The sequence below is a fragment of the Methylocystis sp. IM3 genome, from assembly GCF_038070105.1.
Lineage (GTDB): Bacteria > Pseudomonadota > Alphaproteobacteria > Rhizobiales > Beijerinckiaceae > Methylocystis.
Genome location: NZ_JBBPBZ010000001.1, coordinates 159722 through 180198, shown reverse-complemented (window position 1 = coordinate 180198; position 20477 = coordinate 159722). Strand labels below are relative to the sequence as shown.

The window sequence follows — 20477 nt, the reverse complement described above, 5'->3', positions numbered from 1 at the left end:
TGAACGCTCACGATAAGAGCGCCACATGCGTACCCATGCTCATTAAAAGCTCATGCCGTGCTCATGCCGAACTCAGGGGACGCCCAAGCGATTATTCATCCTCCGCGCCCACTGCGCGCTTCCGCATGACGCCCAGTTGCAGATGTTGCCATTTTATAATATTTTGCGTGCATGGATCTCGAAGATCAGAAGGAGAAGCTGAAGCAACGGCTGCTCGCCGCTCCAAAGCGCGAGCGCAGCCTCACCTTCGCCTCGCTGCTGCGGTCCATGCGCGACGAGATCGCGAAGGTCTGCGAGGAAAAGAACCTCTCCTACAAGGACATCCAAGAAATGCTCGCGGCGGATGGCCTCAATGTCTCCATCGCTACGTTGCGTCGGCACCTCGGGGAAAAGCGTAAGGGGAAGGGAGGGGAGCGTAGCGAGACGCCAAAAGCGGGAAGCGTGAACCTTCAGCCCGCGCCTCCAGAGTCGGTGCAGCCTTCCGGCGCTGCGCAGGCGGCGCCAATGAACAACGGCAAAAGATCGGAACAGGGCACAGGGCGTCCGATCCCGCCAATGCCAAGCCCGATCATCCGGGCGCCCGAGGCGGCGAGGGCCGGAAGATCGGATGATCCATCCGTTCCTCGAGCGTCATCCTTTCCCATTCGACGAGACCGCGAGCAAATTTAGGAGCGCGCTTAATGAGCAAGGCGATTTACGTGGTGGGCGGCAGCAAGGGCGGGGTCGGGAAGTCGCTCGTTTCGATGGCGCTCGTCCACAATCTGACCCAAAGAGGCGAAGAGGTCTTCGTCATCGACGCCGACACCTCAAACCCCGACGTTTTCAAATCATACGAAAACGAAGTGGTCTGCGAACTTGTAAATTTGGACGAAGCGGACGGATGGATTCGCTTCGTCAATATCTGCGACGAAAACAAAGAGAGCATCGTCGTCGTCAACACGGCGGCCCGCAATAACATGGGCGTCGCCGCTTATGGCCGGACGCTCAGCCAGTCTCTCGAAGAGCTCGAGCGCGAGCTCGTGACGCTGTGGGTCGTCAATCGTCAGCGCGACAGCCTGGAATTGCTGCAAGACTATGTCGACGCCATTCCGAACTCGAGAGTGCACGTTCTGAAGAACGGCTACTTCGGAGCCGATACGAAATTCGAGCTTTACAATGGCTCCAAGGTGAAGGCCTCGGTCGAGAAACAAGGCGGGCGTTCCCTGCTGTTCCCCGACATGGCCGATCGCGTGAGCGATGATCTCTACAGCAATCGCCTGAGCATCGCGCGCGCATGGCAAACCATGCCGATCGGCAATCGAGCCGAACTGCGACGTTGGCTCGAAGAGGTCAACAAGGTGTTGGCGACGATCGTCGCTGATGACTGACGCGACCACAACGATCTCGAGCTTCGAAAGGCTGCTTGGACGCGCAGCGACCGAAAGCGAGCGCGAGCAACTGCGACGGATTCAAGTAGAACTGGGATTGCGGGAAAATGACGCGCTTTGGCTCGTGATCTTCGCGCTTCAGTATTATGAGGGCCTCTATCGGCAGTTCCCCAAAGCGATAGCGGCGGAAGCGCAACGCGTTCTCTCGGAAACGCGAGTGGCAGCAGAGGCGACGATTCGAGCAGGCGCTGAGTCGGCGAAAGCGGACTTGGCAAAAGCGATTGCGACGGCGGCCCGAGATGTGGCCCGTGACGTCGCAAGGCGGCAAATGATTCAGTGGCTCATCGTCGGAATGCTCGTCGGCGCATGTCTCTTTAGCGCCGGTGCCTATGTCGGTGCACGGCCGGCAATTTGGCTCGGCGTTGTAGGCGTCAAAGGGGAAGGTTGATGCCTCGCCTGAATTATCGAAAGAGCGCTTCGATATCTGCCATCGGTCGAAACAGCTTCCTCGGTTGATCCGGGAAAGGAAGAAAGCTTTCGCGCAAATAGAACCTTTTCGCGTTCTCGTCCTTAGCCTCGACAACCACTGCAAAGGACGCGATCTCGCTACGCAACGCCCGATAAAGGGCGTCGGCAAGAAGGAACCGTCCATAGCCCTTTCCCTGATGCCTTCGATCAATTGCGACGCGGCCGAGCAGCGTCGCCGGCACGAGGGGATAGCGAGGTAGTTTGCGAGCGAGCGTCTCGGGGAGTTCAGGCAACTTCAACGCCGTTGACGACAAGGTGTAATAGCCCGCCAGACTCCCGTCCTCCAACAAGAGGACAAAAGGCGCCGCCAAATTCTTTCTGGCGTCCTGGCCGGCCTGCGTCCGAAAATATCGGTCGAGGGGCTCGACGCCGCTCTCGAAACCCCAGCGGTCGTGTTGGACGCCAAGCACTTCAACCCGCGGCCCGTCCGCCTTTTCGTCGCCCACGTGTTAGACGCCAGCGCGCTGACGATAACGGCGGATCGTATCGCGTAGGCGATCATTGACGGGCGTCGGCTCGATGAGCGCCTGAACGAAGGCTTGACTGTCTTGCAACGAGAGATCAAGGATTTGATGCTCCTCGATGGCTCGGCGCGCAGCGTCCTGAACGCTGGTTAGAACGAAATCCGTCACCGTGCGGCCTTGCAGGGCGGCGGCGCGTTCTATCAAGCGCTTTTGCTCAGCGGTTACGCGCGTCTCCAGACGCTCCCCGCGGACGCGGCCTGATCCGGAGCTCTTTGAAGATTCGGCCATTTGTCCATGCTCCCATTCGCCGACAGATGTACGGCCACTGGCCGGGGGCGTCAAGCGGAGGGGATAGGCGGCGACCTCATTGGCGCGGGTCTGTGAGAAAAACCTATGCGCGTGGATCGTTGTGGCGGCCGACGCCCCAGGAACACGTATGTTCGCTAATGTAGATTATTTACCTATTTCAATATGTTATGCACAAAAAAGCAATGAAAAATGGCCTTCGCTCGGGGCAAAATCCGGTCGGGTCCTACATGGTGGGACCTTAAAGCTAAGTCGATGGTCCGCTTTTGAGCCGGCACTCCCCTATGAAGTGACCGCTAGATAGCGCTTAATCTCAGCCGCCACGGCGTCCATATGTGTCCGGGCAAGGTCGTGATCCCCGCCAGGAAAGACGCAAAGGCGTGCATTCGGAAGGAGGGCTGCCAGCCGCTTTCCGACGGCGACTGGACTGATCGAGTCCGCATCGCCCCATAGGAGCAGTGTCGGCACTTCGATAGATGGGATTTGGCTTGAGAAATCGTCACCGGAATCGGCAATCCACTTGGCGGCACGCGGGTATGCAGCGAAGTAGTCGGGCCGCCAGTCCGACCCGCCAAGATTGGCGACTGGCACGCCACCAGAAGTCACAGCCAACACGAGACGCTTGACCATCCCAGGAAGCGCCAGGGCCAGTTTGATAGCGACAAGGCCGCCCATCGACTGAGCGACGATGTCGACCGGCTCCGCGATTTCATCGGCCACCAAGGCGACAAGGTCGTCGATCCCGTTGATATCAGGGAGCGCCGGTTCGTCGCCTAACCCAGGCCATGCGAAAAACACGCCTTCCATGCCGGCGCGGTCGGCGACCGGCTTCCAGAAGGAGGCGCTGCCCGAGGCCCCCGGAAGAAACAGAACCTTCGACATGGATAGATCCTATGTTGCGCCTTCAGCGCTGCGGAAGATGACGCTGAGCGGCTCGGACGGGGCGTTTATGGACGACTACTTCCGGGCGCCGAGCGCCAGATATTGACCTAGTGAAGCAGCGACGGGGGCCGAAAGGGCCCCCTCGAGGAGCCGCGTCAGCGGCTCCGTCGGCCCCGCGACTTCGCGGCTTCCTCCGGCTTGTCCTTCTTGTCGGATTTCGCCGTCAAGAGCGAGAGCTCGTTCACCGCGAAGGTCTGACCGTAGTGCGTTTCGCCGTCCTTCTTCCATTCGGTCTGGAAGGGGGTAGAGCGGACGAGAACGAGATCGCCGGGCTTGAGGCTTTCAGAGGCCCACTTGAGCAACCCGCCCTGGCGCTCGAAGATCGTGTGCTCATTCCAGTGCGTGCGCTCGACCCAGGCGCCTTCGCCGTTCTTGTAGTTGGCGTTGGATGCGATTCTGACGATCAGGTTCTTGCCGACGCTCTTGACCGAAGCGACGTGGCCGATCTGGTTCATTTCACAAAGCTGCGCCATTTTTCTCTCCATCGTTTGGGGCCGTCCCCGTTGCGATGGCGGTCGTTATTCGACGGCTGAGAAGACTGCGGAGCCGCAAAGCGGGCAAGCGAAGCGCCGCGCGCCGATCGTGACGAGGAATTTTGCTTGGCGAGGAATTGCCGCGCAGCGGCAAGAGGAAAATTCTTCGGCGCAGGCGCCGAAGCAGGCTTCGCCGTCGATAGACCTGGCCACTATCAGCAACAGGGCGCTCCCCGAGACGTGAGAGAGATTGGCGCGCGTTTTTCAACGAATGAACCCGAAATCGCCACATGCGGCATCAAGGGCAAGCGGTCGAGCGACCGATCAACAATGCTTAGCCGCCGGCTCAGTCGCGCGCGCGCCGGCTGGAGATCGCTACGCAACGAGCACACAGTGCTTGGGCCCGGTAAGGCCGTAGCAGTGGATCATCTGGCGAAGCCCCCCGCCCCGCCCGTCCGTTCGACGCTCATTCCCGCCTGGATTGATGGGGGAAGGATTCGGGCGAGCGCAGGCCCAAGCCAGGATTGCGGGTCAGCAAGCTCGCTAACCCGCATCATGGAAGAGAAGGAGCCGCGCAGCGGAGCGGGAAACCGCTTTTTAGGCGACGGCTTCTTGGAGCTTGGGATGCGCGGGAACGGTCACCAATCGGTGCAGGGGGCTTCCGCGACTTTCGCAGTGCATGCTCCGGGTCGTAGACTTCGCCCGAGGCTTGCAAATCGCCGGGCCTCTCGAAGCGCCCGTATCTCTGCTCACCGATCGCCGGCTTGTTGCGAAGGCGCGAGCCGATCGACGACGTTGGCGATCACATCGGTTATGTAAACGGTCTGGCCGTCCTTTTGATAGCTGCGGTCGGCGACGCGGCATTCCGCGTAAACCGGATCGCCCTTCTTGATGTTCTCAAGAGCCCATTTCGCGATCTTTTCGTTCAGGATCGTCAGCGTAACCCAGTCGGTAGCTTCCTTCTTCTCACCGGATTGCCGGTCGTTCCAGGCCCGATTTGTCGCGACGCTGAACTTGGCGACCTTCCCGCCATCGAAGCCTTTGGCGTCGGCGCCGACGTAGCCCCGCAGGATGAATAGATTTGTGCTGCGCATGAGTTTTTCTCTCCTGTCTTTTGCCTTTAGAAAGCCACCCCTGCTACGACTCCCTAGTTGGCACCTTGGCTTTCCAAGATTCGGATTTTATTATATTTTGCTAGGATAGGAAATTGCGGACCGCTGTCGATTGACCGCGATAATAAAAAGACCGTTTTTCGCTTCACGCGCCGCCGGCGAAGTGGCGAGAGCGAACACCAAAGCCATGAGACGGAGATCGTTGCTCCAACGGATAAGCGCGGGCCGCAGCTTCGGTTGCACCGCGACTAGCCCCCGACCCGAAGCCGGCCAATTTGTGAGGCTATCAGCCGGCGCAGCGGCGTTTTTGCTCGTGTTATCGCGAGCGGCCAAAGCCGACAACGCTTACACCTGCATTAAATTCTTTGCACAGCGCTACGCGTCGGCATTCTGCCCAAAGGTGGGCGCCATTTATCCGGATTATAATATTTTGGCAGCTTTTCTGCCTGCCCCCCGCCGTGGAATGGCCGCAACTTGGCCTTAGGCAGTCTGGAGAACCGCTCGTTTTCCCTTAGGTCAGGGGTTGCCGTTTATGAACGTTCAGGTGTTTAAGTTCCCCATCCGCGTGGCTCGGCGGGGAGCGGTATGGTGCGAACCGCTCAAAATCCATTTTCCTCAGGTCCACCGCCTCGTCAGGAAGAAAGCGTCTATGTCCTCAGCGGCGCCGGGCCTCAGGCATAACGAGACCCTTGTCGTTTGCGATTTTTCTCTATTCAATCTCGGGGGCGACTTGACGGGATCCATTCCCCTGCGTCACTTATCGCCCTCGGAGGATCGCTCGCTGATCGTTCGTCACCATTGGTCAAAGTTGCTTGCGAACGCCTACTTGCAGGGCGGCGAAGACATGGATCCCGACCAGCCGTGCGGAGGGCTCTATGAGACGGAACAGGCAATTTTCACGATCGCGAAATGTCGAACCCGCAAGAGCTGGCCCGGCCCGATGATCTTTTACCTTGCCGATGTATTCGAGGACGACTCCGAAATCGGGGTCCAAATTTGGGAAAAGTCGATTGGGGTCGACGGCGAGCTGCGCACAACCGACATTTTTTATAACGACGGCTGAAAAGCAGCGACTCAGGCTTCGGCATTCGCATGCGAACGCATCTCGGGAGACGAGGAGACTTTTCGCAGGGTGACCGGCGAACGCGTATGTGACCGGTTACCGCGCGCCGTAGGCGCCGCTGGGATTCTTAATTTTCTGGCAAGCATTTTCTAAAAAATTGGCGGTCGTGTTGATTTTCCGCTTGGCGCCGCCACGGGAATCTCCGATGCTAATAGACAAGCGGCCGTCATCTAACGTTACACGATCACATGAATAAAAGGCGGGCGGCAGGCGGGGCTCGAGGTCGGAAGGCGACGAAGCCGACGGGTGAACATCATCGACTGATGGTGAGTTCAATGGAGGATCGGCTCGCCTCTCCGCACCTGGAGCGGTTAGCGAAGAACCTGATTGCGCATCTGGAAAAGAGCGGAATGAATAAGCCCGAATTTGCCAAGTCCATCGGCATGTCCGGCTCTCAATTTCGTTACGTGCGCAGTCGAGCCGCGAACCCCTCAATCGAGATGCTTGCGAAGATTTCCGCCAAGCTGAAAACGCCTCTGTACGAGCTCTTGGAGGACTGCCAACTCGGACATCGTCGCAACTTGTCCGCAAAGCAGATGACGAAAAACCTTTCGATGATCCTGAAGAGAAAGTACGTTGAAAGCGGATTGGATAAGGAGCAATTCGCCAAAATTATCGGCGTCTCCCTGCCGCAGTTGTATTTGATGTTGCGGGGAGATTCGAACCCGTCGCTACTCATTGTCATCGAAATTGCGAGACGACTAGGCATCGGAATGTGGGAGATGTTGGGAGTGGAGCCGATGCAGGTCGAAGACCCCATGGCTCGTTAGGGCGGATCGAGGGATCAACGAACTCACGCGATCCTCCTCGCGCTACATTCCCGCGGCATTATCCAAATGGCGTCACCGCGCCCCTTGACGCAACTGCATTTGCAGTGTCCTGCGCGAGGAGCATGCGCTACCGCTCGCCTTTGGGGGGAGCTGCCTCTGAGACGGCCGCGCGAGCCCCAATTAGTTAAATCCGACGCCACTCTTTGGGTCGACGATGTCGCTGGCTTGTGAATTCGTCTCAGGCTTCCCATATCGACCAACAGGAGAATGTCGCCATGTCTGAGAAAGCGAAAAGCTACGCTTTCCTGACCGCGGGTTTCGCGGTGATGCTGTTCGCCAATTTCTACATCGGCGAGACGCCGCTTGGGTGGGCGACGCTCTTCGCAGGGCTCGGCATTTACTACTACGGCTGGCGTGGCGTTTGTCCGGCATGCCAGGCCGGGCGTTGCAGAGTCGAGTTGCCGAAGGAAGTGGTCGAGCGCCGTTAAGCGTCCGCTTCGACGCGTCGGCAGGGCCGATCGCGACCCTCGACCCGTCATAGAAATCCCGTTCTTTCTCTAACTTTCGGACCCAAACCGTAACGCCCCCGTTCGACGGGCTATTCGCTCGGAGCCGAACCGAGGTCGTACGGAGCGGAGCAATCATGGCCTCATCCGCAGGTCCGCCGGAAATTTCCTGGCGCGGGAGCAGCCTGGAGATTTTCCGCACTGGCATTAAAGTCTTCCGAGCACCGGCTCCCCGACAGGGGCGTGAACGGCGAAAACGCCGACCCGCTGGTCTGTGCGGCGCCGAACTGCGGCCTGATGCAAACCATCCTGCCGCCAGCCGGGATCACTGTTTCCTCGACGATTGTGACGTTCGCGCCGCCGCTCAGGCCACGCGACGAACTTGAGCCCCGCGGTCTTTCCGGCCCCCGAGACCTTCGGCCGCCAATCGCCTAATTTGCAGCAGTAGGCCATAGCAGCCCGACGTCGAGACGTCGGAGGCGGCTGGGCGTTTCCGTGCCCTCCGGGATCATCGCCTTTTTACTTTCCTCAGCAGACGCGCAGGCGACAGAAGGTCGTCCGCTGGGGCGCAAATAAGCGGATCAAAAGCGCCCAGATGCGGTCAGCAGGAGCCTCGATCTCAATCTCGGTTTCGATATGACGCAAAGCCATTATCTCTCCTACCCCTCGTAATCAGAGGCTTTATGCGGCCGACGCACCCCGCCCGGTTCCGGCAACCAATTCCCAGAGCGATTGAAAAGGCAACAACAATAAGCACTCTGAAATTTAGCGACGTCGCTCGACCAAGGCTCCTCCTCGGTGCGGCATTGCCCATCAATCGGATGCCGCGCGGGCAAGGTCTCCCTCCCATGCCGCCGCGCGGCGGGTTTTTAACGCGCGGGGCAGGGGGCGGCGCCCGGTTCGAGGTAAATAGGGAATGTCGATTGGGTAGAACGGGATTAAAAGACGCGCCTTCAGTTTGATCGCTCAAGCCGCCGCGAAAAGGGTTTTGGGGAAATTCGTAGCTGCGAAACACACAATATTCCCCGGCCTCGGCCGGTTCTGGGGTGTCGACCCCGTAAAAATGGGGATGTTACACGCCACGTGATTCAAGCGGCGTGCAACAAGGTATTGCGCTCACGCGCCTTGAAGCGCCGCGAGAAACGCCGCAGCTTCGGAAGCCTTGGAGGCGGCCGTGAAGATCGCCTTCTTGTCGGCCTTCAGGACGCGAAGCCAGGTGTCGAGATACTGCGCGTGATCGGCGCGAGGCTCGTCGGTGACGCGAAGGTCGGCGCACAGGAACGCCGCGCCAAGTTCGGCGACAAGTTCTTCCATCGCATAGGCTTCATCGCCGAAGCGTTTACCGAGTTGGCGATTGCAGCGCGTTTCGGCGCTCGTCCAGTGCGTTAGTTCGTGAAGCAACGTCGCGTAGTAGGATTCAGCGGCGCTGCTGGTCGGCGAGCCGACGAATGCTTCGCGCGGGGGGAGTTGGATGCTGTCGGTCGAGGGGCGGTAGAAGGCCCGGGTGCCGCGGTGGTCGATCGTCGCGCCGGTTGCGTTGATGAAGGCCTCGGCCGTCTCAATTGGCTCGATGACGCTCGCAGGCGTATCGGACGCGGGCAAGGTGTAGCCGTCAACCTGCTCGGCCGCGAAGACAGGCGTGGCGCGGGCGAAAAGGCGGGTTTCGGTTTCGTCGCCCGAGGCGTTCTCGGCCGCGACAGTGAATTCCTTGTAGAAGACGACATGGGCGGATTTTTCGCCTTTGCGAACCTGGGCGCCAACCTCGGTCCATTGCTTGTAGGTGCCCCAATGGCCGGAGCTGTAGCCCTTGGCGTCGGCGGTCGCCCAAAGGGCGAGGATGTTCACGCCGCGATAGGCGTTTTTCGAGGCGACGTTGACGGGCCGCATGTTGCCGGCGGACCGATGCCACGGGAGCCTGAATTCTCCCGCGCCTTGCTCGATGGCGGCGATGATCTGGTCGGTGATGTGCTGGTGGATGTCGAAGCGCTCGGCCTTCATGGCGGTTCCCCTTGTTTCGCGGGCCGCGCGATTGCGGCCTCGTCGGGGCAGGGGAACCGGCCCCATGAGACGAGCGATCAAACGCCGCGCCTTCAGGCGCGCCGCGAAAGCGGGGCGGAGCTGCACGAACGCGGAGAGGAAGCGAGCCGCGTTGATCGCGAGGCGGGGCCGGTCAGCGTCCCCAGATGAGAGGACGCGCTGCGGGCCGCAGACGGGGTAACCCAAGAACGAAGGCTGCGGAGACAAAGGCTTTCCACGTGCGGATGATCCGCAATACGGCTGCGGTGGGAACGTCAGCGCCGCAGCAAATGGGCGCGCTATAGCGGCGAAACATATCGACATCATCCGCGCCCCCTCTGGATCTTTCGCATGCAATGATTACCTGACAAGAAGCCCCGGCGGGGGGAAGCGCCGGCGGAGCGGGGGGAATCCTTTTGTGGTCGCGCCAGTCGCTAAAATTCGTCAGTTGGGGAGCGCCGTGATCCTGCGCGGGCTGCGTCTGTTCATCTCCACGCTTATCATCGCCGCGGCTTTGATCGGCGCGATAGGCGCTTCTTATGCCGCGCCCAGCGCTCATTCCTGCGCGCAGATGGTCATGGATGACTGTCCGGACGGCCACGGCGACGCTGCGATCCCGATTGATTGCGACCCGCTCCTCTGCGGAGCGTGGCAGTTGCCGCCGTCATCCGTCGCGCTATCCGCGGTTTCTGCGGCGTTCTCGCGATTGGCGTATTCGCGTGAAGAGTTGAGGCTTCGTGGATTTTTAAAGTCCCCGGACCTTCGGCCGCCGATCGCCTGAAGTGCGCGCGCTTCACTAGCATCCGAATCAAAGAACATGCCGAGTTGGCGGGCGCGAGCGCTCGCGTGGCCGGATGCGACAAATCGAACCAAAAGTGCAATGCGGAGCGCCGAACGGCGCACGGTTTACCGAAGGCTGACAAGCCTGAAAGGAATCAAAAATGTCTAAAATCTCGCTCTTGATCGCCGCAGCATTGCTCGCGACAAGTCTGCCCGCCATGGCGCAAAGCGAAGAGCATCGCGAACATAGCGCCATGCAACACATCGGCGGACACTGGCGACATCAGCACCGAGACTGGAGTGGCGCGGAGGGGCGTGGCCATGTGCATAACGTCTGCTGGGATTGGGACGTCGCACAAGGCTGGGTCTGGATTTGCAACCGTTGACCGGTCAAAGGGAATAGAGGCTAATTAGTCTCTGTTTCTCCTAAACGCAAAGCGAGGGCTCGCCGGATTAATCTAGCGGGCCTTCTTCATTATGGGCGCCGTCGAGAGTCGCGGGTTCCGGCTTAAACACGGGTCAGCCTGGCGCGATCTTGGGCAGCGAAGGGCTTTTACAGGCAGTACTTTGTCGTGCTATCCATTGCTCCAGAGAATGACAATGAAGCTAAGCTGGCTACGCTATCTCGTCTCCGTCCTTACGATTGTCGCGGCTTTGACAGGCGCGGCGTCGGGCTTTACTGCGCCCTTGGCGCATTCTTGCGCTGGGATGACCGCGACAGGCGACTGTCCAGATAGCCATAGCGACCATGCGCCGATACCGAGGCACTGCGACTCTCTCCTTTGCGGAGCCGTTCAGCTGGCGCCGCCTTTCTCCATAGCGCCATCAGTCGCCGCAGGGGTCGATTTCGTGCCTCAACCCCGCGACGACGCGATGCGTCGCGGCCTCTCGGGTTCTCCCGACCTTCGGCCTCCAATCTCCTAAAGCTGCAAGCGCCTTAACCGGGGCATAGCGCTGTTTGTCTCAAAAGCGATGCGACGGACTTCGTCCGCGCCGCTTCGGACAATCAGGCCTTGCTCGCCCGGCCCGGCCGTATCCTCACGAGCTCCTTCAGGTTCGTGACAATGGCCCTATTCCACGCAGCGACGCTTCCAAAGGGAAGCGGGAGTATCTCGGATGCCTCCCACAAATTTGCGGATGGCCTGCTGGGCCCTGCTGGCGCTCGGCCTGCTCGGCGCTACGAACGCCCAAGCCGCCATAGCCGACTACGAATTCAAGCTGGTCGATGCGCAACTCAAGAAAGGCCAGACGGTGGCCGCCGTCCGCCTCATCCATAAGCCGGACGGAAAGCCCGTGCCGGACGCCGTGATTTTCGCGACGCGGCTCGATATGGCGCCGGACGATTTGGAGGCCATGACAAGCGCGATCGAACAAGCCCCGAGCGCGGAGCCCGGCATCTATCGCTTCAAGGTCGATCTAACCGACGAGGGGCGCTGGCGCATCTCGCTGGCGGCGAAGGTCCAGGGGGAGAGCGAAACGCTGCAAAGTCGCCTGGTGCTACAGGCGACGCCATGAAGCGCCTATGCCGTCTTGCCTTCTTGGTTGTGACCGCAGTCGTTGCGGGCCTGACCGTCTGGCCTGTTTCAGCGGGCGAAAGGGAGATGCCGGGCGCGACGGTCGAAAGCGTCGTGGCGCTGGCCCGGCGGCTGAGCCCGGAGCTTGCGGCGTCTGTCCTCGACGCGGACGCCGCTGCGCATCGCGTCGGCGCCGCGGGCGTCCAGCCTGACCCCACGGTCACTCTCCAGGCGTGGGACGTGAATAGCCGCGGCGTTGGCCAGCGCTGGATCGGCGTCGAGCAGCAATTCAGACTGTGGGGGAAGACCGATCTGGAAAAGGGCATTGCCCAGGCGGACGCCGACGCGGCTCGGCGTCAGAGCGAGGCGATCGAGGTCGATCTCGTCGCGCGCGTGAAGACGGCCTATGCCCTATATGGCGCCGCCCAGCGCGCCGTTGACCTCTCGAAGTCGCTGAAGCAGCGCGTCGACGACCTGCTGGCGCTGCTTCGCCTGCGCTATGGCGCGAGTTCGGTCGATCAGCAGGAAATCATCAAGGCGGAGATCGAAGCAGCCAATGCCGCTGCCGATGTCGCCCGACGAGAGGGAGACGCCAAATCGGCGGCGGCTCGATTGAACGCGCTGATCGGCCGCGCAGCCCGTGCGCCGCTCGCTTCTCCCAAGGGTTTCCGGCCGCTGAAGACGAAGCTCACCCTCGCCGGCGTTCAGGACCTCGCCCGGTCGTCAAACCCGCAACTTGCGGCGACACATGCTCAGGTGCGCGCCGCCACGGGCGCCAAGGAGCTGACCGACCTCAACTACTATCCGGACATTACCGCCGGCGCGACCTTCGTGCAGCGGCCGACAGGGGAAAACAGCGGCCAGTTTCTGCTCGGGTTCAAGGTGCCGCTGCAATATGAAGCGAAAGACGCCGAGCAGCGCGCGGCGAGCGCCAGTCTCGGCGCGGCGCAGGCGCGCAACGAGGCGCTCCGCATCCGGCTTGACGGCGACGTCGCCGAGGCTTGGTTTCGCCTGGAGGCCGTTCGCAAGGCCATCAAGATATTCGAGCAGCGGCAGCTGCCGCCCGCGCGACTATCGGTGGAAACCGCGAGCAAGGGATTCGATGCGGGAACGACTGACCTAGCGACGCTTCTCGAATCGGAACGTCGCCTTCGCGCGATCGAATTGGAGCTCCTCGCCTACAAGGTCGAGGAGCAGAGCAAATACGCCGACCTCGAACGCCTCGCGGGAGGCTCCCTATGAAACGCGCTCAAATCGTTCTCGTTACTGCCCTCGCACTGGTGGCGCTGAGCGGCGCTGGCTTCGTGTTGCTGTGGCGCGCCAACTGGTCGGGTGGCAAAGCAACTACCGAAACGCACGCGCACATTGAAACCGGTCCAATCATTTATTATCGCGATCCCGACGGCCCTTTCTTTTCCATTTCCCCTAAGAAGAATGATGCGGGAAAGGATTATGTCGGCGTGCGCGCGAGCGAAGACGTCTCTTTCGAGGACAAGCCGCCGGCGCCCACGCCGAACCCAACCTCGGGTCGCCGCATCCGCTACTACCGCAACCCGATGGGCCTCCCCGACACCTCGCCGGTCCCGAAGAAGGACGCGATGGGGATGGATTATGTCCCCGTTTACGAGGACGAGTCGCAGGACGCTGCAACAGTCACGCTCAGTCTTGGGAAGGTGCAGAAAACGGGCGTCCGCTCGGAGCCTGTCGAGCGGCGGATACTGACCGTTCCCATTCGCGCCTCTGGCCGCGTGGATTTCGACCCACGGCGCACTGCGGTCGTCTCACTGCGCTTCGAGGGTTTTATTGAATCCGTCGGGAAAATTGCGGAAGGCGATTATGTGCGCAAGGGCCAGCCGCTCATGCGCGTATATGGGCCGGACCTTTCCAGCGCCGCGGCTGAATATGTAGCGGTGCTGAATTCTGGGGCCACTGCACGCCTTGAAGGCGCGAAACGTCGCCTAGCTAATCTCGGCCTCGATGATGCGACAATCGCTTCAATCGCGCGCAGCCGTCGCGTGCCTCGTGTCATTGACTGGCCGGCCCCGCAAGATGGTCATGTGATTGAACGCGCCGCCCTGAGCGGCATGCGCGCGGCGCCGGGCGAGATGCTGTTTCGCATAGTCGACCACAGCATCGTCTGGGTGCTTGCCGACGTTCCCGAACGGGATATTTCGTCGATCGCGCCGGGTCAGACAGCCATCGTTCGCGCGCGGTCGTACCCGGACCGACCGTTCAATGGCCGCGTCGCCGTCATCTATCCGCATCTAAACATGGAAACGCGCACAGCGCGCGTGCGCGTCGAACTTCCCAATCCTGGCGGCATGTTGCTCGGCGACATGTTCGCCGATGTCGAGATCGCCGCCGGTGGAATCGACAAGGTTCTTGCGGCGCCCGAAAGCGCCATCATCGACGCGGGCAAGCGACAGGTCGTGATCCTCGATAAGGGGGAGGGGCGGTTCGAGCCGCGGGCAGTCAAGATCAGCCGCCGCGGCGACGGGTTTGCGGAAATCACGAGCGGCGTCAGCGAGGGCGATCGAGTCGTGACCTCGGCTAATTTTCTCATCGACGCCGAGAGCAATCTCAAAGCGGCGCTGCAGACGCTGGATCAGAGCGGGGCAGGCAAATGATCGGCCGGCTCATCGCGTGGTCGGCCCGCAACCTTGTGCTGATCTTCATCGGAACAGTCTTCGCGATCGCCACGGGCGTCTATGCGGTGAGAACCTTGCCGCTCGACGCCATTCCCGATCTCTCGGACGTACAAGCGATCGTCTACACGGAATATCCGGGCCAGGCGCCGCAGGTGGTCGAGGACCAAGTCACCTATCCGCTCGCGAGCGCGATGCTCACCGTGCCGCGGTCGAAAGTGGTCCGTGGCTTTTCCTTCTTCGGCGTCTCTTTCGTCTATGTGATTTTCGAGGACGGTGTCGACGTCTATTGGGCGCGTTCGCGCGTGCTCGAATATCTGAGCGCGGCGACCAAGCGCTTACCGGCTGGCGCAACGCCGGTTCTCGGCCCCGACGCCACAGGCGTCGGCTGGGTCTATCAATACGCGCTCGTCGCCAAGCAGATGACGCTTGCCGAGTTGCGCTCGCTCCAGGACTGGACGCTCCGCTATGGCCTCGCCAAAGCCGAGGGCGTCGCCGAAGTCGCGAGCGTCGGAGGCTTTGTCAAGCAATACAATGTCGTGGTCGATCCTAATCGGCTGCGCGCCCTCGATATTCCGCTCTCCAGGATTCGCGAGGTCATCCGCGCCAATAACGCCGATGTCGGCGGCCGCACGGTCGAACTCTCGGAATTTGAGTTCATCGTTCGCGGGCGCGGCTATCTGAAGGGAATCGCCGATCTCGAAAACATTGTGCTTCGCGCCGGCGAAGGCACGCCGCTACTCTTGAAAGACGTCGCCCGTATCGAACTCGGGCCTGACGAGCGGCGCGGGATCACGGAGCTGAACGGCGAGGGCGAGGTTGCAAGCGGCATTGCGTTGCAGCGGTATGGCGCGAACGCTCTGACGGTCATCGACAATATCAGAGCGGCGCTGGCGCAGATTGCGCCCAGCCTGCCCAAGGGCGTCGAAATCATCCCCGTCTACGATCGTTCGCAACTGATCCACGCGGCGATCGAGACTTTGCGCAGCACGCTCGTCGAGGAGAGCTTCATCGTCGCGCTGGTGTGCGTCGTCTTCCTCCTGCATTTTAGAAGCGCGCTCGTCGCCATCATCATGTTGCCGGTCGGCGTGCTCATGGCCTTCGCGGCCATGAAGGCGCTTGGGCTCGGCTCCAACATCATGAGCCTGGGAGGCATCGCGATCGCCATCGGCGCCATGGTCGACGCCGCCATTGTCATGATCGAGAACGCCCATAAGCGACTGGAAAAGGCGCCGCTAGAGGCCTCGCGTATCGACATTTTGATCGAAGCCGCGACCGAAGTCGGACCAGCCCTGTTCTTCAGCCTCCTGATCATCACGGTTTCCTTCCTGCCAATCTTCACGCTCGAATCCCAGGAAGGACGACTGTTCAGCCCGCTCGCTTACACCAAGACCTTCTCCATGGCGGCGGCCGCCCTACTCTCGGTGACGCTGGTGCCGGCGCTGATGGTGGTCTTCGTCCGCGGGAAAATCATTTCAGAGGAAAGGAACCCCATCAATCGGGCGCTGATCTTCATCTATCGCCCGGTCATCCAACTGGTGATGCGTTTCAAGCTCCTCACCATATTGCTGGCGGTCGCGGCGCTCGGGATCACGATGCTCCCCGCGCGGCAGCTTGGCTCGGAATTCATGCCCGCCCTCAACGAAGGCGCGTTGCTCTATATGCCGACGACTCTGCCGGGCCTTTCGGTGACAAAGGCCGCGCAATTGCTGCAGACGCAGGATCGGATCATTAAATCCTTCCCTGAGGTGGAGTCCGTCTTTGGCAAGGCGGGGCGCGCCTCGACGGCGACCGATCCTGCGCCGCTCGAAATGTTCGAAACCATCATCAATTTGAAGCCAAAGGAACAATGGCGGCGGGGAGTGACCGTAGACAGCTTGGTCGCTGAAATGGACGCGGCGCTGCAATTCCCCGGCGTTTCGAACGCCTGGACCATGCCGATCCGCAACAGGATCGACATGCTCGCCACCGGCATACGGACCCCAGTCGGGATCAAGATATTCGGCCGCGACCTGGCCCAGATGGAGAGCCTCGCCCGGCAAGTCGAGAAAGTGGTGAAGAGCGTCCGCGGCGCCTCCTCGGCCTACGCGGAACGTGTGATGGGCGGCTATTATCTCGACATCACGCCCGATCGGTCGGCGCTTGCCCGCTACGGCCTCATGATCGACGACATGCAGACGACGATCGCGACAGCGCTCGGCGGGGAGACCGTTACAACCACAGTCGAAGGACGTGAACGCTACGGCGTCAACGTGCGCTATCCGCGCGATTTTCGGTCGAGCCCGAGGGCGATCGCCAGCGAAGTCCTGATTCCGCTCCCCGGCGGCGGAACGATACCGCTCGGCGAAGTCGCGAAGGTGGAGCTGGTTCGCGGCCCCACCTCGATCCGCACGGAGAATGGCCAGCTCGCCGTCTATATCTTCGTCGACATCCGCGACCGCGACATCGGCGGCTTCGTGAATGAGGCGCGTAAGGCCGTCAATGAGGCGATCGACTTTCCGTCAGGCTCTTATGTCGTCTGGAGCGGGCAGTTCGAATATCTTGAACGCGCCGAAGCCCGCATGCGCATCGTCGTGCCGGTGACGCTCTTCATCATCTTCCTGCTGCTCTACCTGAATTTCCGCAAAATCACCGAAACGCTGATCGTCATGCTGTCGCTGCCCTTCGCGCTGGTCGGCGGCGTCTGGCTCATGTGGCTCCTGAACTTCAACATGTCGATCGCCGTCGGCGTGGGCTCCATCGCGCTTGCTGGCGTCGCGGCGGAAACGGGCGTCGTCATGCTGATCTATCTGGAGGCGGCGATGCAGGAGGTCACGGAAGCGCGGGCTACTGACGGGAAGCCATTTACCAAGGCTGACCTGCGCGAGGCGATCATGCTCGGCGCTGTTGAGCGCGTACGGCCCAAGATGATGACAGTCGTCGCCATCATGGCCGGCCTCGTGCCGATTCTCTGGAGCACGGGCGCCGGTTCGGAGGTCATGCAGCGCATCGCCGTCCCGATGATCGGCGGCATGGTGTCGTCCACGCTGCTGACGCTCGTCGTCATCCCGGCGATTTACGCGCTGATCAAGGGGATTGGTTTGCCGGCGGGCGATGACGGGGGCGGCTCAACGAACGGGGAAGCAAGCGCAGGCGGAATCGGATCGGCGCAAGTGGCGGTTCGATAAATTCAACCAGAAGGAGGTAGGAATGAAAAAGGAAGCGAAACAGTCACTGTTGTTGGTCGTCGTCGCGATTGCCGGGTTGGCCATGGTCGGCGTAGCCCCTTCGGCAGCTCAGGCTCAGAACCGGCAGGAGGTCGCGCAAGCGGGGGAAAAGGCGACGGGGAAGGGCGTCATCAAGGGCGTCAACAAAACGGATCGCCAAATCCAAATCACGCATGAGGCCATCCCGGCGCTGAAATGGCCGGGGATGACAATGGCCTTCAAGGTCGCGCCGAACGTGGACCTCGAAGGGCTGGCGCCTGGCGCGAAGATAACCTTCACCCTAAGCAAAGCGCCACAAGGCGGCTACGTGATTGAACAGATTCAGCGCGCCGAGTAAGGCTCTCGCTCAGAGCGCCGCCGGGGTTGCTAAGTGGCCCCTGGAAATGGCGGCATTTCCAGAAGCCGCTTAGGCTCGATCTGAGCTTGCCGCAAACGCAATGAGTTGGCGACGACGCTGACCGAAGACAGCGCCATGGCGGCGGCGGCGATCGTGGGCGAGAGCAACAAGCCGAAGGCGGGGTAAAGAGCGCCCGCCGCGACGGGCACGCCGGCGGCGTTGTAGAAGAACGCGAAGAACAGGTTTTCGCGGATATTGCGCATGGTCGCTCTCGACAGGCGACGGCCGCGGACAATGCCGCGAAGGTCGCCCTTGAGCAAGGTGACGCCCGCGCTCTCGATCGCCACATCCGTCCCCGTGCCCATGGCGACGCCAACGTCGGCCGCGGCCAAGGCGGGGGCGTCGTTTACCCCGTCGCCCGCCATGGCCACGATACGCCCGGCCTGACGCAGGCGGGAGACGACCTTACTTTTATCCTCCGGCAGGATTTCGGCTTCGACTTCGTTTATCCCCAGCCGCTTCGCGACGGCGCGCGCCGACGTCCAATTATCGCCTGTGAGCATGACGACCGAGACGCCATCGTCGCGCAGCGACTTCAGCGCATCCGGGGTCGACTCCTTGATCGGATCGGCGATCGCAATGATCCCGGCGGCTCTACCGTCGATGGCGATGAAGATCGCCGTGGCGCCGTCCTCGCGCAGGCGCTCGGCCTCGGTATCGAGCGCGGCCGCATCGACGCCGAGCTCCGCTAGAAAACGGCGGTTGCCGATGATAATGGATCGTCCGTCGATCCGACCGGTCACGCCCTTGCCGACCGGCGAGTCGAAATCCGTGGCCTGGGTCAAAGCCAGATTTCTTGCCAGAGCCGCCTGAACGATCGCGACCGCTAGAGGATGTTCGCTTGCGCGCTCGAGGCTCGCCGCGACAGCCAGCAGGTCATTCTCGGCCAAGCCCTCAACGGGGCGGATGGCTGTCACACGCGGCTTGCCTTCGGTGAGCGTTCCGGTCTTGTCGACGACGAGCGTATCGATCTTCTCGAAACGCTCCAGCGCCTCGGCATTCTTGATGAGAACGCCCGATTGAGCGCCGCGCCCAATGCCCACCATCACGGACATGGGGGTTGCAAGACCAAGCGCGCAGGGACAAGCAATGATGAGAACCGAAACGGCGGCGATGAGGCCATAGCTCATGCGCGGCTCCGGTCCCCACATTGCCCAGGCGGCGAAGGCCAGGAGCGCGACCAGGATGACGAGCGGCACGAACCAGCCCGAAACCTGATCGGCAAGCCGCTGGATCGGCGCGCGGCTTCGCTGCGCGGAAGCGACCATGTCGACAATGCGCGAAAGCATGGTGTCGCGGCCAACCCTGTCAGCTCGCATGATGAAGCTGCCCGTCTGGTTGATCGTGCCGCCGATGACCTTGTCCCCGGCGCTCTTGGTCACCGGCATGGACTCGCCCGTCACCAGGGATTCGTCGACGGAGCTGCGGCCTTCGAGAAGCGCTCCGTCGACAGGGACCTTTTCGCCGGGACGCACGCGGAGGCGGTCGCCGACATGGACCTTGTCCAGGGAGACTTCCTCATCCGACCCATCTTCCCTGAGGCGCTTCGCTGTCACCGGCGCGAGATTGAGAAGCGCCCGAATGGCGCCGCCGGTCTGCTCTCGCGCCCGCAGTTCGAGAACCTGTCCGAGAAGCACAAGCACGGTGATGACGGCGGCCGCCTCGAAATAGATCGGGACCGAGTTGTCCACGTTTCTGAAGGTCGCGGGAAAGAGTGAAGGCGCAAAGGTCGCGACGACGCTGTAAAGCCACGCCACGCCCGTGCCCATGGCGATCAGCGTGAACATATTGAGATTGCGCGTGACGAGGGACTGCGCGCCTCGGACGAAGAATGGCCAACCGGCCCAGAGAACGACGGGACTCGCCAAGGCGAATTGAACCCAGTTCGACATCTGCGGCGCGATGTAAGCGTGGCGATTAAGGAAGTGCCCGCCCATCTCCAGCACGAAGACAGGGAGGGTGAGCGCGAGCCCGACCCAGAAGCGCCGCGTCATATCCGCGAGTTCGGCGCTGGGTTCGGTTTCCCCGGTTGAAACGACAGGTTCAAGCGTCATGCCGCAAATCGGGCAATTGCCCGGCCCGACCTGACGGATTTGCGGATGCATGGGGCAGGTATAGATCACGTCCTCCCCAGACGGGGAAAGGCCTTGTCTGGTTTCGCCGCGGCCTTGATGGCCGCCGTGCGACGAATGAATGCCAGCATCTCGCTCCGGCGGATGGCTGTGGCCGGAACCGTGACGATGGTGTTCATGGCTCATGTCCATTCCTTCCGAGACAGAACGCGGGCGGGAGCTGGCTGCGTTCGCGTCCCGCGCGGGCGAGAACGCA

The 20477-nt window shown here is 61.5% G+C and carries 21 protein-coding genes; 13 read left to right on the top strand and 8 right to left on the bottom strand.

The window, feature by feature from the left end; all coding sequences use genetic code 11:
- Nucleotides 1-171: 171 nt before the first annotated feature.
- From WOC76_RS00900 to WOC76_RS00890, 3 genes are read left to right on the top strand one after another with little or no spacing between them, the layout of a single operon-like run.
- Nucleotides 172-669, top strand: coding sequence for a hypothetical protein (locus WOC76_RS00900; protein ID WP_341102802.1), 498 nt, complete (start codon nucleotides 172-174; stop codon nucleotides 667-669).
- An 11-nt stretch (nucleotides 670-680) separates the two neighbouring features.
- The gene (locus WOC76_RS00895) at nucleotides 681-1367 is read left to right on the top strand and encodes a nucleotide-binding protein (protein WP_341102801.1); all 687 of its coding nucleotides are present in this window, start codon (nucleotides 681-683) and stop codon (nucleotides 1365-1367) included.
- Nucleotides 1360-1815 carry a hypothetical protein gene (locus tag WOC76_RS00890; RefSeq protein WP_341102799.1) on the top strand — a complete coding sequence of 152 codons (456 nt, stop codon included), beginning with the start codon at nucleotides 1360-1362 and terminating at the stop codon, nucleotides 1813-1815. Before WOC76_RS00895 ends, WOC76_RS00890 begins: the two co-directional genes overlap by 8 nt.
- 13 nt (nucleotides 1816-1828) lie before the next feature.
- On the opposite strand, the gene WOC76_RS00885 is transcribed toward WOC76_RS00890, so the two are convergent.
- The 5 genes from WOC76_RS00885 to WOC76_RS00865 form a co-directional block, all read right to left on the bottom strand.
- Nucleotides 1829-2341 (bottom strand): GNAT family N-acetyltransferase, encoded by a 513-nt coding sequence (locus tag WOC76_RS00885; RefSeq protein WP_341102797.1) that lies wholly within the window; start codon nucleotides 2339-2341, stop codon nucleotides 1829-1831.
- A 3-nt stretch (nucleotides 2342-2344) separates the two neighbouring features.
- Nucleotides 2345-2647: a type II toxin-antitoxin system TacA family antitoxin gene (locus WOC76_RS00880; protein WP_341102795.1), complete on the bottom strand. Its 303-nt coding sequence runs from the start codon at nucleotides 2645-2647 to the stop codon at nucleotides 2345-2347.
- 300 nt (nucleotides 2648-2947) lie between these two features.
- A complete protein-coding gene (locus WOC76_RS00875) occupies nucleotides 2948-3547 on the bottom strand; it encodes an alpha/beta fold hydrolase (RefSeq protein WP_341102793.1) in 600 nt (199 codons plus the stop codon).
- 155 nt (nucleotides 3548-3702) lie between these two features.
- On the bottom strand, nucleotides 3703-4080 hold the full coding sequence (locus WOC76_RS00870) for a single-stranded DNA-binding protein (protein ID WP_341102791.1): 378 nt from the start codon (nucleotides 4078-4080) through the stop codon (nucleotides 3703-3705).
- A 749-nt stretch (nucleotides 4081-4829) separates the two neighbouring features.
- Nucleotides 4830-5174 carry a single-stranded DNA-binding protein gene (locus tag WOC76_RS00865; RefSeq protein WP_341102789.1) on the bottom strand — a complete coding sequence of 115 codons (345 nt, stop codon included), beginning with the start codon at nucleotides 5172-5174 and terminating at the stop codon, nucleotides 4830-4832.
- A gap of 550 nt (nucleotides 5175-5724) precedes the next feature.
- On the opposite strand from WOC76_RS00865, the gene WOC76_RS00860 reads away from it, so the two are divergent.
- The 3 genes from WOC76_RS00860 to WOC76_RS00850 all read left to right on the top strand — a co-directional run bounded on the left by WOC76_RS00860 (nucleotide 5725) and on the right by WOC76_RS00850 (nucleotide 7573).
- Nucleotides 5725-6255, top strand: coding sequence for a hypothetical protein (locus WOC76_RS00860; RefSeq protein ID WP_341102787.1), 531 nt, complete (start codon nucleotides 5725-5727; stop codon nucleotides 6253-6255).
- Nucleotides 6256-6590: 335 nt separating this feature from the next.
- Nucleotides 6591-7085, top strand: coding sequence for a helix-turn-helix domain-containing protein (locus WOC76_RS00855; protein WP_341102786.1), 495 nt, complete (start codon nucleotides 6591-6593; stop codon nucleotides 7083-7085).
- Between the two features lie 275 nt (nucleotides 7086-7360).
- Complete coding sequence (locus WOC76_RS00850) at nucleotides 7361-7573, top strand: hypothetical protein (protein WP_341102783.1); 213 nt, start codon at nucleotides 7361-7363, stop codon at nucleotides 7571-7573.
- Nucleotides 7574-8119: 546 nt separating this feature from the next.
- Here WOC76_RS00850 and WOC76_RS00845 read toward each other — a convergent pair.
- Both WOC76_RS00845 and WOC76_RS00840 read right to left on the bottom strand, forming a co-directional pair.
- Entirely contained in the window at nucleotides 8120-8242 is a 123-nt protein-coding gene (locus WOC76_RS00845; RefSeq protein WP_341102782.1) for a hypothetical protein, read from the bottom strand.
- Between the two features lie 465 nt (nucleotides 8243-8707).
- The gene (locus WOC76_RS00840; RefSeq protein WP_341390035.1) at nucleotides 8708-9589 is read right to left on the bottom strand and encodes an ArdC family protein; all 882 of its coding nucleotides are present in this window, start codon (nucleotides 9587-9589) and stop codon (nucleotides 8708-8710) included.
- A 436-nt stretch (nucleotides 9590-10025) separates the two neighbouring features.
- On the opposite strand from WOC76_RS00840, the gene WOC76_RS00835 reads away from it, so the two are divergent.
- The 7 genes from WOC76_RS00835 (at nucleotide 10026) to WOC76_RS00805 (ending at nucleotide 18089) form a co-directional block, all read left to right on the top strand.
- The gene (locus WOC76_RS00835; protein ID WP_341102781.1) at nucleotides 10026-10388 is read left to right on the top strand and encodes a hypothetical protein; all 363 of its coding nucleotides are present in this window, start codon (nucleotides 10026-10028) and stop codon (nucleotides 10386-10388) included.
- Nucleotides 10389-10548: 160 nt separating this feature from the next.
- Nucleotides 10549-10773 carry a hypothetical protein gene (locus tag WOC76_RS00830; protein ID WP_341102780.1) on the top strand — a complete coding sequence of 75 codons (225 nt, stop codon included), beginning with the start codon at nucleotides 10549-10551 and terminating at the stop codon, nucleotides 10771-10773.
- Nucleotides 10774-11503: 730 nt separating this feature from the next.
- Nucleotides 11504-11902, top strand: coding sequence for a FixH family protein (locus WOC76_RS00825; RefSeq protein ID WP_341431225.1), 399 nt, complete (start codon nucleotides 11504-11506; stop codon nucleotides 11900-11902).
- On the top strand, nucleotides 11899-13143 hold the full coding sequence (locus WOC76_RS00820) for a TolC family protein (protein WP_341102778.1): 1245 nt from the start codon (nucleotides 11899-11901) through the stop codon (nucleotides 13141-13143). The genes WOC76_RS00825 and WOC76_RS00820 overlap by 4 nt, the downstream gene beginning before the upstream one ends.
- Nucleotides 13140-14528 carry an efflux RND transporter periplasmic adaptor subunit gene (locus tag WOC76_RS00815; RefSeq protein ID WP_341102777.1) on the top strand — a complete coding sequence of 463 codons (1389 nt, stop codon included), beginning with the start codon at nucleotides 13140-13142 and terminating at the stop codon, nucleotides 14526-14528. The genes WOC76_RS00820 and WOC76_RS00815 overlap by 4 nt, the downstream gene beginning before the upstream one ends.
- Nucleotides 14525-17713: an efflux RND transporter permease subunit gene (locus WOC76_RS00810; protein WP_341102776.1), complete on the top strand. Its 3189-nt coding sequence runs from the start codon at nucleotides 14525-14527 to the stop codon at nucleotides 17711-17713. The genes WOC76_RS00815 and WOC76_RS00810 overlap by 4 nt, the downstream gene beginning before the upstream one ends.
- 22 nt (nucleotides 17714-17735) lie before the next feature.
- Nucleotides 17736-18089, top strand: coding sequence for a copper-binding protein (locus tag WOC76_RS00805; RefSeq protein ID WP_341102775.1), 354 nt, complete (start codon nucleotides 17736-17738; stop codon nucleotides 18087-18089).
- A 29-nt stretch (nucleotides 18090-18118) separates the two neighbouring features.
- On the opposite strand, the gene WOC76_RS00800 is transcribed toward WOC76_RS00805, so the two are convergent.
- Entirely contained in the window at nucleotides 18119-20413 is a 2295-nt protein-coding gene (locus WOC76_RS00800; RefSeq protein ID WP_445730569.1) for a copper-transporting P-type ATPase, read from the bottom strand.
- Nucleotides 20414-20477: the final 64 nt, after the last annotated feature.